Annotated in this window: 11 protein-coding genes; 8 read left to right on the top strand and 3 right to left on the bottom strand. The window is 60.4% G+C overall.

What is annotated here, in order from left to right:
• Window positions 1-3 precede the first annotated feature (3 nt).
• Window positions 4-903, top strand: coding sequence for a hydroxymethylglutaryl-CoA lyase (locus GV819_RS18110; protein WP_161757419.1), 900 nt, complete (start codon window positions 4-6; stop codon window positions 901-903).
• 622 nt (window positions 904-1,525) lie between these two features.
• On the opposite strand, the gene GV819_RS18105 is transcribed toward GV819_RS18110, so the two are convergent.
• Window positions 1,526-3,229, bottom strand: a complete 1,704-nt coding sequence (locus tag GV819_RS18105) for an AMP-binding protein (protein WP_161757418.1) — start codon at window positions 3,227-3,229, stop codon at window positions 1,526-1,528.
• Between the two features lie 228 nt (window positions 3,230-3,457).
• Between GV819_RS18105 and GV819_RS18100 the strand changes: the two genes are divergently transcribed.
• From GV819_RS18100 to GV819_RS18085, 4 genes are read left to right on the top strand one after another with little or no spacing between them, the layout of a single operon-like run.
• Window positions 3,458-4,621, top strand: a complete 1,164-nt coding sequence (locus GV819_RS18100; protein ID WP_161757417.1) for an isovaleryl-CoA dehydrogenase — start codon at window positions 3,458-3,460, stop codon at window positions 4,619-4,621.
• 11 nt (window positions 4,622-4,632) lie between these two features.
• Complete coding sequence (locus GV819_RS18095; RefSeq protein WP_161757416.1) at window positions 4,633-6,240, top strand: carboxyl transferase domain-containing protein; 1,608 nt, start codon at window positions 4,633-4,635, stop codon at window positions 6,238-6,240.
• Window positions 6,241-6,257: 17 nt separating this feature from the next.
• Window positions 6,258-7,073 carry a gamma-carboxygeranoyl-CoA hydratase gene (locus GV819_RS18090; protein WP_161757415.1) on the top strand — a complete coding sequence of 272 codons (816 nt, stop codon included), beginning with the start codon at window positions 6,258-6,260 and terminating at the stop codon, window positions 7,071-7,073.
• On the top strand, window positions 7,073-9,019 hold the full coding sequence (locus GV819_RS18085; RefSeq protein ID WP_161757414.1) for an acetyl/propionyl/methylcrotonyl-CoA carboxylase subunit alpha: 1,947 nt from the start codon (window positions 7,073-7,075) through the stop codon (window positions 9,017-9,019). The genes GV819_RS18090 and GV819_RS18085 overlap by 1 nt, the downstream gene beginning before the upstream one ends.
• A gap of 53 nt (window positions 9,020-9,072) precedes the next feature.
• Here GV819_RS18085 and GV819_RS18080 read toward each other — a convergent pair whose 3' ends face one another.
• Entirely contained in the window at window positions 9,073-9,738 is a 666-nt protein-coding gene (locus GV819_RS18080; protein WP_161757413.1) for a LexA family protein, read from the bottom strand.
• Between the two features lie 132 nt (window positions 9,739-9,870).
• Here GV819_RS18080 and GV819_RS18075 point away from each other — a divergent pair, with 132 nt between their 5' ends.
• Both GV819_RS18075 and GV819_RS18070 read left to right on the top strand, forming a co-directional pair.
• Complete coding sequence (locus GV819_RS18075) at window positions 9,871-10,218, top strand: DUF6124 family protein (protein WP_161757412.1); 348 nt, start codon at window positions 9,871-9,873, stop codon at window positions 10,216-10,218.
• A gap of 487 nt (window positions 10,219-10,705) precedes the next feature.
• Window positions 10,706-11,860 (top strand): M14 family metallopeptidase, encoded by a 1,155-nt coding sequence (locus GV819_RS18070; RefSeq protein WP_161757411.1) that lies wholly within the window; start codon window positions 10,706-10,708, stop codon window positions 11,858-11,860.
• A 39-nt stretch (window positions 11,861-11,899) separates the two neighbouring features.
• Here GV819_RS18070 and GV819_RS18065 read toward each other — a convergent pair whose 3' ends face one another.
• Entirely contained in the window at window positions 11,900-12,346 is a 447-nt protein-coding gene (locus GV819_RS18065) for a winged helix-turn-helix transcriptional regulator (RefSeq protein ID WP_161757410.1), read from the bottom strand.
• 103 nt (window positions 12,347-12,449) lie between these two features.
• On the opposite strand from GV819_RS18065, the gene GV819_RS18060 reads away from it, so the two are divergent.
• Window positions 12,450-13,670, top strand: a complete 1,221-nt coding sequence (locus GV819_RS18060) for an MFS transporter (protein ID WP_161757409.1) — start codon at window positions 12,450-12,452, stop codon at window positions 13,668-13,670.
• Window positions 13,671-13,686 lie beyond the last annotated feature (16 nt).

The raw sequence follows: 13,686 nt of genomic DNA, 5'->3' as shown, positions 1-13,686 counted from the left end.
TGAATGTCACTCCCCAGCCACGTACGCCTGATCGAAGTCGGCCCCCGCGACGGCCTGCAGAACGAAGCCCAGCCCATCAGCGTCGACGACAAGGTGCAATTGGTGGATGCCCTGACTGCAGCGGGCCTGGGCTATATAGAAGTCGGCAGTTTCGTTTCGCCCAAATGGGTCCCGCAGATGGCAGGCTCGGCCGAGGTCTTCGCGCGTATCCAGCGCAAGCCCTCGGTGATCTACGGCGCGCTGGCACCAAACCTGAGAGGTTTCGAGGACGCGCTGGCGGCGGGGGTCAAGGAAGTGGCGGTATTCGCTGCGGCCTCGGAGGCCTTTTCCCAGCGCAACATCAACTGCTCCATCAGCGAAAGCCTGGAGCGCTTCGTGCCAATCATGGACGCTGCCAGGCAGCACGGCGTCAGCGTGCGCGGTTACGTCTCCTGTGTACTGGGCTGTCCCTACGAAGGTGAGGTCGCTCCAGAACAGGTGGCCCTGGTGGCCCGCGAGTTGTATGCAATGGGCTGCTACGAAGTCTCCCTGGGAGACACCATCGGTACCGGTACCGCCGGAGCCACCCGCAAGATGTTCGAAGTAGTGGGGGCCCAGGTGCCACGGGAAAAACTCGCCGGCCACTTCCACGACACCTATGGCCAAGCCCTGGCCAACGTCTATGCCAGCCTGCTGGAAGGCATCGCGGTGTTCGACAGTTCGATTGCCGGCCTCGGCGGTTGCCCTTACGCCAAGGGCGCCAGCGGTAACGTCGCCACCGAAGATGTCTTGTACTTGCTCAATGGCCTGGGCATCCATACCGGCATCGATATGCAGCGCTTGATCGACGCCGGCAAGCAGATCTGCAGCGTGCTGGGACGGCCTACCGGCTCTCGCGTGGCCAAGGCGCGTAACGCCGACTGAGCCAATGTGCGGCCGGGTGTTACCGGCCGCTCTGATCTGAGGCAGGAACGAGTAACACGGAAACAGTTTGTCGATTTTATTACGAAGCAGATTGTCCTACAAAACAATCAACTCATTGATTTTAAAGCACTTTAAAAAGTTGGCACGGCTTCTGCTATCTCTATTGCATAACAAGAATAAAAAGCGGCAAACCTAATAAAAATAAGACGTAACGACTCTGACATAACAAAAACAACACGGCAGAGACGCAGCTAACAGATTTTTTTGGAGAGGATGTGATGTGCAGGAGGGCTTGCAAGAGCCATCCGCAACCGGTCAGAGAATAATAAAACTACCCTGAGGTAGCTACCGAACTGGTTGGATCGCCCCGGCGACACGTTAGATCAGCGCTCAAAAAAATACGTTTGCTCTTGATCCCGGATGGGGATCGCCAAAAACAGCGGTAAAGGGCAACGGTTGCCAAAAACAACAATAGACCGCCCCTCAATAATAAAAAAAGAGCACGCAACGACAAATTAAAGGGGAGCCTCGGCTCCCCTTTGTGCTTCCTGGGATTCTGCTTGCCCCCCACCCTATACGCTCATGAAGCGTGCACCTATTTCGATGCACGCTCCATCAGCGATCACGCCTGGGCAACGCGCTCGCGCAGCTCCTCGATACTGATTTCACGCATGCGGAATTTCTGGATCTTGCCAGTCACGGTCATCGGGAACTCTTCGACGAACTTGAAGTGACGCGGCATCTTGAAGTGCGCGATGCGCTCCTTGCACCAGGCTTGCAGCTCAAGTTCGTTGGCGCTATGGCCAGGGTGGAACTTGATCCAGGCGACAATCTCCTCGCCATACCGAGAACAAGGAATGCCGATGACCTGTACATCCGCCACCGCGGGATGGGTGAAGAAGAACTCTTCCAGCTCCCGAGGGTAAATGTTCTCGCCACCACGAATAATCATGTCCTTGTTGCGTCCGGCGATGCACACATAGCCCTGCTCGTTCATGGTCGCCAGATCGCCGGTGTGCATCCAGCCCGCCTGATCGATGGATTCGCCGGTGCCTTCGGGGTTGTTCCAGTAGCCGAGCATGACGCTGTAACCGCGGGTACACAGCTCGCCAATGGCGCCTCGCGGCACCACATTGCCGGCCTCGTCGATAACCTTGCTCTCCAGGTGCGGCTGGGTACGCCCTACCGTGGTCACTCGCAACTCCAGGTCGTCGGCGGGTCCTGTCTGCAATGACACCGGACTGGTTTCAGTCATGCCGTAGGCAATCTGCACCTCACTCATGTGCATTTCACTGATCACCCGACGCATCACCTCGATCGGGCAGGTAGCGCCAGCCATGATTCCGGTGCGCAGGCTCGAGAGATCGAACTCGCTGCGCCGGGGCTGATCGAGCATGGCGATGAACATGGTGGGCACGCCATACAACCCAGTTGCCCGTTCTTCAGCCACCGTACTCAAGGTCAGCAGCGGGTCGAAGGCGTCGCTGGGGTAGATCATGGTGGTGCCATGGGTGATGCAGCCGAGGTTGCCCATGACCATGCCAAAGCAGTGATACAGCGGCACCGGGATCACCAGGCGATCCGCCGCCGTCAGGCCAAGGCTCTCACCCACCATGTAGCCGTTGTTGAGAATGTTGTAGTGGCTCAGGGTCGCGCCCTTGGGGAAGCCCGTGGTCCCCGAGGTGTACTGGATGTTCACCGGCTGGTCGAAATCCAGGCTGTCCTGACGCGCTTGCAACTGTTCAGGGGTGGTCCCCGCACCGAGGGCCGCCAACTGTGACCAAGGCAGGAAACCCGAAGGCGGCTGCGCATCCAGGCTGATGACTCCACGCAATTCCGGCAATCGCTCACTGTGCAATTGCCCGATGGATTGCTCCGCCAGTTCCGGGATCAGGCCCTGGAGCATGCCGTGGTAGTCGGAGCTCTTGAAGGCCCCGGCGCAGATCAACCACTGGCAGCCAGACTGCTTGAGCACATACTCCAACTCGGAACTGCGATAGGCGGGATTGATGTTCACCAGAATCGCGCCGATTTTGGCGCTGGCGAATTGGGCAATGCACCACTGAGCGCAATTCGGCGCCCAGATCCCCAGGCGATCACCGGTCTGGAGTCCCAGGGCCAGCAGCGCCCTGGCATGCAGGTCGACGGCTTCATGCAGTTGCTGCCAGGTGTAACGCAGCTGCTGATGACGGACCACCAGGGCTTCACCCTGGGGATAGGCGGCGACGGTGTTATCGAAGGCCTGGCCAATGGTCAGCGCCAACAAGGCCTTGTCTTGCGTACCACGGGTGTAACTGCGATCCGGCTGGAAACCCGAGTGTTCCATGACGACCCCTATTGTCTTTATTAGTGGGTGTTCAGAAGCCGGGCGAATGGTGCAAAAAAGCCCGGCTCCAATCGAAAGCCTTGCTACTCTGGCGCAAGTTGACGTTAACGTAAAGGGCGATTGACAGTCACCGGACGCAGGTTTACGTTAACGTAAAGGTGAGAGCCAGGCAGCGCCGCTCTCCACGCTCATTTCCCTCAATAAAAACAAGCTTGAAGGTGCCCCGCCATGAGTTACCCGACCCTGAACTTCGCCCTCGGTGAAACCATCGACATGCTGCGCCATCAGGTCCAGGCCTTCGTCAAGGCGGAGCTGGCACCCAGGGCCGCGCAGATCGACATCGACAACCTGTTCCCCGCCGACATGTGGCGCAAGTTCGGCGACATGGGCCTCCTGGGTATCACTGTGGCGGAAGAGTACGGTGGCGCCGGCCTGGGTTACCTGGCCCACGTCGTGGCCATGGAGGAGATCAGTCGTGGCTCGGCGTCGGTAGCCCTGTCCTACGGTGCCCACTCCAACCTGTGCGTGAACCAGATCAACCGCAACGGCAACCATGAACAAAAGAGCAAATACCTGCCCAAGCTGATCAGCGGTGAACATATCGGCGCCCTGGCCATGAGCGAGCCCAACGCCGGCTCTGACGTGGTGTCGATGAAACTGCGCGCGGACAAGCGCGGCGACCACTTTGTGCTCAACGGCAGCAAGACCTGGATCACCAACGGCCCCGACGCCAACACCTATGTGATCTACGCCAAGACCGACCTGGAAAAGGGCCCCCACGGCATCACCGCCTTCATCGTCGAGCGCGACTGGAAAGGCTTCAGCCGCAGCAACAAGTTCGACAAGCTGGGCATGCGCGGCTCCAACACCTGCGAGCTGTTCTTCGATGACGTGGAAGTGCCGGAGGAAAACATCCTCGGCGTGCTCAACGGCGGCGTAAAAGTCCTGATGAGCGGCCTGGACTACGAGCGCGTTGTGCTCTCCGGCGGCCCGACCGGGATCATGCAGGCCTGCATGGACCTGGTGGTTCCCTACATCCACGACCGCAAGCAGTTCGGCCAAAGCATCGGCGAATTCCAGCTGATCCAGGGCAAGATCGCCGACATGTACACCCAGCTCAACGCCAGCCGCGCCTACCTGTACGCCGTGGCCCAGGCCTGCGAACGCGGCGAAACCACCCGCAAGGACGCCGCCGGGGTGATCCTCTACAGCGCCGAGCGCGCGACCCAGATGGCCCTCGACGCAATCCAGATTCTCGGCGGCAACGGCTACATCAATGAGTTCCCGGCGGGCCGCCTGCTGCGCGACGCCAAGCTCTACGAGATCGGCGCGGGCACCAGCGAGATCCGCCGCATGCTGATCGGCCGCGAACTGTTCAACGAAACCCGCTAACGGAGCTGTCCATGGCTATCCTGCATACCCAGCTCAACCCGCGCTCAGCGGAGTTCATGAGCAACAGCGAAGCGATGCTGCAACAAGTCGACGCCTTGCATACCCTGCTCGCCCAGGTCCAGCAAGGCGGCGGCACCAAGGCCCAGGAGCGCCACACCTCCCGAGGCAAACTGCTGCCTCGGGAGCGCATCAACCGCTTGCTCGATGCCGGTTCGCCGTTTCTCGAAATCAGCCCGCTGGCCGCCTACGAGGTCTATGGCGAAGACGTACCCGCCGCCGGAGTGATTGCCGGCATCGGCCGGGTGGAGGGTATCGAATGCATGATCGTGGCCAACGATGCCACGGTGAAAGGCGGTTCGTATTACCCATTGACGGTGAAGAAGCACCTGCGGGCGCAAACCATCGCTCAGCAGAATCGCCTGCCCTGCATCTATCTGGTGGATTCCGGTGGCGCCAACCTGCCCCGCCAGGATGAAGTGTTCCCGGACCGCGAGCACTTTGGGCGGATTTTCTTCAACCAGGCCAACATGAGTGCCCAAGGCATCCCGCAGATCGCCGTGGTCATGGGTTCCTGCACCGCCGGCGGCGCCTACGTGCCGGCGATGGCCGACGAAGCCATCATGGTCCGCGAACAAGCCACGATCTTCCTCGCCGGCCCGCCTCTGGTGAAAGCCGCCACCGGTGAAGTGGTGAGTGCCGAGGACCTGGGCGGCGCCGACGTGCATTGCAAGATCTCCGGAGTCGCCGACCACTACGCCGACAGCGACGAACATGCCCTGGCCCTGGCTCGCCGTTGTGTGGCCAACCTCAACTGGCACAAGCAGGGTCAGTTGCAGCAACGCACACCGATCGCCCCGCTGTATGCCCGCGACGAACTCTACGGTGTAGTGCCGGCCGATCCCAAGCAGCCCTTCGATGTCCGCGAGGTCATCGCCCGGCTGGTGGATGGCTCAGTGTTCGATGAATTCAAGGCACTGTTTGGCACCACCCTGGTCTGTGGCTTCGCCCACCTGCACGGCTACCCCGTTGCCATCCTGGCCAACAACGGCATCCTCTTCGCCGAGGCCGCGCAAAAAGGCGCGCACTTCATCGAGCTGGCTTGCCAGCGCGGGATTCCACTAGTGTTCCTGCAAAACATCACCGGTTTCATGGTCGGCCAGAAATACGAGGCCGGTGGCATCGCCAAGCACGGCGCCAAACTGGTGACCGCAGTGGCATGCGCCAAGGTCCCGAAGTTCACCGTGATCATCGGCGGCAGCTTCGGCGCCGGCAACTACGGCATGTGCGGGCGGGCCTACGATCCGCGTTTCCTGTGGATGTGGCCCAACGCGCGGATCGGCGTGATGGGTGCCGAACAGGCTGCCGGGGTACTGGTGCAGGTCAAGCGCGAACAAGCGGAACGTGGCGGCCACCGCTTCGATGCCGCCCAGGAAGCCGAGATCAAGCAGCCGATCCTCGATCAGTACGAACGCCAGGGTCACCCTTACTACTCCAGCGCGCGTTTGTGGGACGACGGCGTTATCGACCCGTCGCAAACCCGTGATGTGCTGGCCCTGGCGTTGTCCGCGGCCCTCAATGCCCCCATCGAACAGAGCCGCTTCGGCGTGTTCCGCATGTAATCCTGCGCGAGAAGAACATGAGCGACTTCAATACCCTGGAACTGCTGCGCGACCCTCGTGGCTTCGCCACCCTGTGGCTCAGCCGTGAAGCAAAGAACAACGCCTTCAATGCCGAAATGATCCGTGAGCTGATCCTGGCCCTGGATCAGGTCCAAGGCGACCCTAGCCTGCGTTTCCTGCTGCTGCGCGGACGCGGCAAGCATTTCAGCGCCGGCGCAGACCTGGCCTGGATGCAGCAATCGGCCGCACTCGACTACCAGACCAACCTCGACGACGCCCGGGAACTGGCGGAGCTGATGTACAACCTGGCCAAGCTGAAGATCCCGACCCTGGCAGTGGTACAAGGTGCTGCCTACGGTGGTGCCCTGGGCCTTATCAGTTGCTGTGACATGGCGATTGCTACCGACGATGCGCAATTCTGCCTGTCGGAAGTGCGCATCGGCCTGGCACCGGCGGTCATCAGCCCCTTTGTGGTCCAGGCCATTGGCGAGCGCGCCGCCCGACGTTATGCCCTCACCGCGGAACGCTTTGGCGGCCAGCGCGCACGGGAAATCGGCTTGCTGGCGGAGAGCTATCCGACTGCGGAGCTGGAGCAACAGGTCAACCAGTGGATCGACAACCTGCTGCTCAACAGCCCTCAGGCCATGCGCGCCAGCAAGGACCTGCTACGGGAAGTGGGCAACGGTGCTATCACCACCGCCCTGCGCCGCTACTGTGAAAATGCCATTGCGCGCATTCGCGTCAGCGCCGAGGGCCAGGAAGGCCTGCGCGCGTTCCTGGAAAAACGTCCGCCCAACTGGCAGACCGAGACCACCACCAAGGAGCCCCGTTGATGAGCACTCCTGTTCTAGACACCCTGCTGGTGGCCAACCGTGGCGAGATCGCCTGCCGCGTGATGCGCACCGCCAAGGCCCTGGGCCTGACCACCGTGGCCGTGCACAGCGCCACCGACCGCGATGCCCGGCACAGCCGTGAGGCGGATATCCGCGTGGACCTGGGGGGCAGCAAGGCCAGCGAGAGTTATCTGCAGATCGACAAGTTGATCGCTGCAGCCAAAGCCAGTGGCGCTCAAGCCATCCATCCTGGTTACGGCTTCCTCTCGGAGAACGCCGGTTTCGCCCGGGCCATCGAAGCCGCGGGCTTGATCTTCCTCGGCCCGCCCGCTTCGGCCATCGACGCCATGGGCAGCAAGTCGGCAGCCAAGACGCTGATGGAAGCCGCGGGCGTGCCCCTGGTGCCGGGTTATCACGGTGCAGCCCAGGATCTGGATACTTTCCGCCGCGCTGCCGAACGCATCGGCTACCCGGTACTGCTCAAGGCCACCGCCGGTGGCGGCGGCAAGGGCATGAAAGTCGTCGAGGACGTCAGCCAATTGGCCGAAGCCCTGGCCTCTGCCCAGCGCGAAGCCCTGTCGTCCTTTGGCGACTCGCAGATGCTGGTGGAAAAATACCTGCTCAAGCCTCGTCATGTTGAGATCCAGGTATTCGCCGACCAACACGGCAACTGCCTGTACCTCAACGAGCGTGATTGCTCGATCCAGCGCCGCCACCAGAAGGTCGTCGAAGAAGCCCCCGCCCCGGGCCTCAGCCCTGAGTTGCGCCAGGCCATGGGCGAAGCCGCTGTACGTGCGGCCCAGGCCATCGGCTATGTGGGTGCCGGCACCGTGGAGTTTCTCCTCGACGCCCGCGGCGAATTCTTCTTCATGGAAATGAACACCCGACTACAAGTGGAACACCCGGTCACCGAAGCCATTACCGGCCTGGACCTGGTGGCCTGGCAAATCCGTGTAGCCCAGGGCGAAGCTCTGCCCATCAGCCAGGCACAGGTGCCGCTGCTGGGGCATGCCATTGAAGTGCGCTTGTACGCTGAAGATCCGGGCAATGATTTTCTTCCGGCAACCGGGCGCCTGGAGTTGTATCGCGAATCTGCTGCCGGCCCAGGCCGGCGGGTGGACAGCGGGGTCGAGGAAGGCGACAGCGTATCGCCCTTCTACGACCCAATGCTGGGCAAGCTGATCGCCTGGGGCGAAAACCGCGAACAGGCACGCCTGCGCCTGCTGAGCATGCTCGATGAGTTCGCCATTGGCGGCCTGAAAACTAACCTGGCATTCCTGCGGCGCATCATTGCCCATCCGGCATTCGCCGACGCGCAACTGGATACCGGCTTTATCCCCCGTTACCAGGAGCAATTACTGCCAGCCGCCAGCGAACTCGACTCTGACTTCTGGCAGGCGGCCGCACAGGCCTTTGCGCAAAGTCAGCCCGAGCGGGTACGTAACGATGATCTGCAGTCACCCTGGTCCGCGGTCAATGGCTGGCGCAGCGGTTTGCCGGCCCAGACCAGCCTGCATCTGAGCTGTGCCGGACAGGACCGGGTCGTCAGCCTAGGTACAGCGTCTTCAGCCTGGCAACTGCAAGGTGAACGTCTATGGGTAGAGCAGCAGGGACTGCGCCGTGAGCATCAGGCGATCCGGCGCGGCAATGCCCTGTACCTGCGCTGGCAGGGAGACATGCACAGCATCACCGCGTACGACCCGATTGCCGCAGCCGATGCCAGTCACAATCAACAAGGCGGGCTCACTGCGCCCATGAACGGCAGCATCGTCCGGGTACTGGTCAGCATCGGGCAAAGCGTCGAGGCCGGTGCGCAACTGGTGGTGCTGGAAGCCATGAAGATGGAGCACAGCATTCGCGCCCCTCAAGCAGGAGTCATCAAGGCGCTGTATTGCCAGGAAGGCGAGATGGTCAGTGAAGGCAGTGCATTGGTGGAGTTGGAATAAGCCCATCAATAAGAAAGCCCCTTACTACTGGTAGGAAGGGGCTTTCAAGGAAGTTAAAACTTCGCAGTAGCTTGTACGACTACACCAATAATTCGGCACTCGTCGCTGTAAAGCATCTTCGGGTAAGTGGGATTGAGAGGTGCCAGATAACGCTGACTGCCCTCTTGTACCAACTTGCGGAAAACTGCCTCAGCATTACCGGGACACTGTGCAACCACCAACTTTCCGGGTTCGGCAGCAATCGCCGGATCCACCAGAATCAGCATGTCCTGGCTGATGCTCAACCCACTGGGCGCAATCATTGCGTCCCCGATCACCACCAGCCAGAACGCCGCACCCTGAGCCTGATAGTCGGAAAGTTCGTAGCGCTCAGGGACATAGACTGGCTGCCCATCTTCGCGAACCTCACCAGCAAACCGCCAATCGCTCACCGGGTAACGGAAGTACGGGTTGTACTTGTGCAACAGTGCAGGTTCATCTGCCAAGGGCTCGCCATCGTCACCCAACATGGGTTTCTCGCGGACCACCAGGGCAACTTCAAGAAAGCCCATGCCGATCTCTTCCAGCACCCGGTTCATGTCTTCGATCTTGGGTTGACGACGCTTGCTCAACCAATGACCAATACCACCCTGAGACATGCCCAGACGCTCGGCGAGCTTTTCCTGTGTGACCTTGCGGCCTTTCATGTTGGCTTTGACCAACTCGATCCATTTATCCATGGACCGAACAATACGTTGTGTATTTCATGCCTCAACACACAACTTGTATTATTTGAAATCTCGTAACAACTACAATACGTATTAGCATTGTTCCTACCCCTTTTCCTATTCTTAAACAGGGCAGAACACCTCATGAACACAAGCAGCAAGGACGTGCCGGAACTCGATACAGAGGCCACATTCAGCTCGCTCAAAGGCAACCATGCCGCGCGACGCGCAATGGACTACTACTTGAAACCCACGATTAGCGGATCGGACAAGGAAGAGAAGTTCTTCGAGATCAGACACAGTCTCAGCAGCGAGGAAGCCATGATCCATGCATCCGACTTGTTGCGCTGCGCTGCAGCTACTGCCTATGACGCGGCGAACAATCTGCGCGGGGCTAATCGCGACCTGGCGTTTTCAGTGGTGCACATGATCGACCTGGCCAAAGCCCTGGTGGACAAGTCCCTGGAAAGTCAGCGTCAGGAATCCAGCTGAGGCACATGGTGCCCGCTCGGCAAGGGAGCAACAGCGTGGAAGATCGGAAATGGAGAATTATTTTCCAGAAGGCGGGGAAAAACGTTTGACTTGCAAATGATAATGATTATTATTGCATGCAGCTGGTCGCGAGATCAGTCGATAGCCCAAAGGACCTTAGGTCGGACCTTTGGATTATCTCCTCATCAGGCTAATCACGGTTTTTGACCCGGCTTTTTGCCGGGTCTTTTTTTTGCCAGTTTTTCTGGCTTGGCTTCAGGCTAATGAAGACGTGGGTGATGCTAAAAATAATGGCGGCGATAATAGCAAAAGAATGTCATTTTGCAAGTAAGCGTCTGTCGTAAAAGCTTCAATAATCAAAAGTAGCGCTTGAGAATCAATCGCATAACCACTAAGCTTCGTCCGCGTCAAGGACGACGCCCCCCCTTCTTTTACCCCCCCTTGTGTGTAGAGTAGCGGTCATAACAATCCTGTTCAGGAATCGATTATGACCGTGGGCAATCACTCCTCGTTTCAAATCTCCGCCGACTTCGACAGTGGCAATATCGATGTGTTGGACATCAGCAATCCGTTGCAGGTACTGCTGGCCATCCGTCCGGACACCCAAAGTCCGCACTTCCAGTGGTTCCACTTCAAGGTCAGCGGCCTGCATGTCGGCCAGGAACACTGGTTCCGCCTGACCAATGCCAGCCAGTCCTCCTACAACCAGGCCTGGACCGGTTACCAGGCCGTCGCCTCCTATGACCATGTGAACTGGTTCCGCGTGCCGACGATCTTCGAAGGCGATGCCCTGCGCTTCAACCTCGAAGCCACTCAGACCCATGCCTGGTTCGCCTACTTCGAACCCTACAGTCGCGGTCGCCACGACTGGCTGATCGACCAGGCCCTGACCAAGGCCGGAACCGAGTTGCTGGCAGTCGGCAAAAGCGTCGAAGGCAGGGATATCCAATTACTGCGCAAAGGCAGTGGCGGCGAAGGCCAGCACAAGATCTGGATCATCGCCCAGCAACACCCCGGCGAGCATATGGCCGAGTGGTTCATGGAGGGCGTGATCGAGCGCCTGCAGCATCGCGACGATCCGGAGCTCAATTCGCTCCTGGCCAAGGCCGATCTGTACCTGGTGCCGAACATGAACCCGGACGGCGCTTTTCATGGTCATCTGCGCACCAACGCCAAGGGCCAGGACCTGAACCGCGCCTGGCAGAACGCCAGCCAGGAACTCAGCCCGGAAGTACTGTTCGTCCAGCAGCAAATGGAGAAATACGGTGTAGACATGTTTCTCGACGTGCATGGCGATGAAGAGATTCCTCACGTGTTTACCGCCGGTTGCGAAGGCAACCCGGGCTACACACCACGCCTGGCAAAACTCGAGGAGCATTTGCGTAGCCACCTGAAACGCCAGACCCGGGACTTCCAGACCACCCACGGCTACGCCCGTGACAACCCCGGGCAGGCCAACATGGCCTTGGCCTGCAACGCCGTCGGGGAAAAGTACGATTGCCTGGCGCTGACCCTGGAAATGCCCTTCAAGGACCACGACGATGCACCCAACCCGATTACCGGTTGGTCCGGCAAACGCTCCATGCAACTGGGCAAGGATGTGTTGAGCACCTGTGCCGACCTGGTGGACAGCCTGCGCTGATCGCCAGCAACGACTGCGGGAGCCGGTCCCGCAGTCACCTCATTCAGCCGGCACCCGCAGACAATCATCCGGCCCCAACAGGCGCCCATCCGCAGCACGCAGCTCCAGCGCCCGCAACGGTTGCCCGGTTTCCCGGTCGACCAGCCGCGAATGCGCCTCGCCCTCTTCGTAGAAAAATGCCTCGCCCCATTGGCGCAAGCCGATGATCAACGCAAACAGTCCCTTGCCCTTTGGCGTCAGCACGTACTCCTGATAGGCGCTGCCATCGGAGGCCGGCAGCACCTCGAACACACCATGCTCCACCAAGGTCCGCAGGCGCGCAGCGAGGATGTTCTTGGCCATGCCAAGGTTGCGCTGGAATTCGCCAAAACGGCGAATGCCATCAAAGGCATCACGCACGATCAGCAACGACCACCAGTCACCAATCGCGTCCAGTGAGCGGGCAACTGGGCATTCGGCATCTTGCATACGAGTGCGTTTGACCATGCAGGGCATTCTCCGATCAGGTCGCTGAAAAGTGGTTGCAATATAAAACCTCGATCACTACCGTACAACTAGTTTCATTAAGAAACTAGAATCGGAGCCCAGCATGTCATGTGATCCCTTAGCCCCCGCCTCTGCCACTCTCTCGACAAAGGTGGTGCTGCTGTTTGCCATCGCCTGCGGTCTGGCGGTGGGCAATGTCTACTATGCCCAGCCACTGCTCGACGCCATGGCACAGGCCTTTGACCTGTCACCCGCCACCGTCGGTATCGTCATCACCCTGACCCAGGTGGGTTACGGCCTGGGCCTGCTGTTGCTGGTGCCCCTGGGGGACCTGCTCAACCGCCGGCGGTTGATCGTCATCCAGACCCTGCTTTCAGTGCTCGCCCTGCTCATCGTGGCACTGGCCCCCAGCAGCGCCTGGCTGCTGCTGGGCATGGCTTGCACCGGCCTGCTGGCAGTGGTGACCCAAGTGCTGGTGGCCTACGCCGCGAACCTGGCCCCGACAGCCCAGCGCGGAAGGGTGGTGGGCATGGTCACCAGCGGCATCGTGGTAGGCATTCTGCTAGCCCGCACCGTGGCTGGAACCATGGCCGACCTGGCGGGTTGGCGTTCGGTCTATCTGCTGTCCGCCGGCTTGACCCTGTTGGTGGCCCTGGCCTTGTGGAAAGTGCTCCCCGCAGTCGAACAGCCAGCGGCGACGCAGCGCTACGGGCAACTGCTCGGTTCGCTGCTAGTGCTGTTCAAGGAAGAGAAGGCTCTGCGAGACCGCGCGGTGCTGGCGATGCTGATCTTTGCCGCCGGCACCGTGCTGTGGACACCTCTGGTTTTACCCCTGAGCGCCCCGCCACTGTCGTTGTCTCACACCGAGATCGGCCTGTTCGGCCTCGCCGGTGCGGCCGGCGCTCTAGGCGCGGCGCGGGCCGGGCATCTGGCGGATCGCGGCCTGGCACAGTGGACCAGCGGCCTGGCCCTGGCGTTGATGCTGGTTTCCTGGCTGCCTATCGCCTTTACCCAGTCCTCTCTGTGGGCATTGTTGATCGGCGTGATCAGCTTCGACCTGGGCCTGCAGGCGGTGCATGTCACCAGCCAGAGCCTGATCTATGGCACTCGCCCGGAGGCCCAGAGCCGGCTGGCTGCCGGGTACATGCTGTTCTATTCCTTGGGCAGCGCCAGCGGCTCGATTGCCGCCACGGCCCTTTATGCCTGGGCCGGCTGGACCGGCGTATGCCTGCTGGGCGCAGGCATCAACACAGTGGCGCTGGTTTACTGGTGGTGGAGTTTGAATCCCGGAAAAACCCCGGCCGACCTCGGCTGTACAGCTTGAGTGGAGGAGTAACCAC

The sequence above is a fragment of the Pseudomonas sp. Fl5BN2 genome, assembly GCF_009908205.1.
Lineage (GTDB): Bacteria > Pseudomonadota > Gammaproteobacteria > Pseudomonadales > Pseudomonadaceae > Aquipseudomonas.
This window is presented reverse-complemented; position numbering and strand designations above follow the sequence as displayed.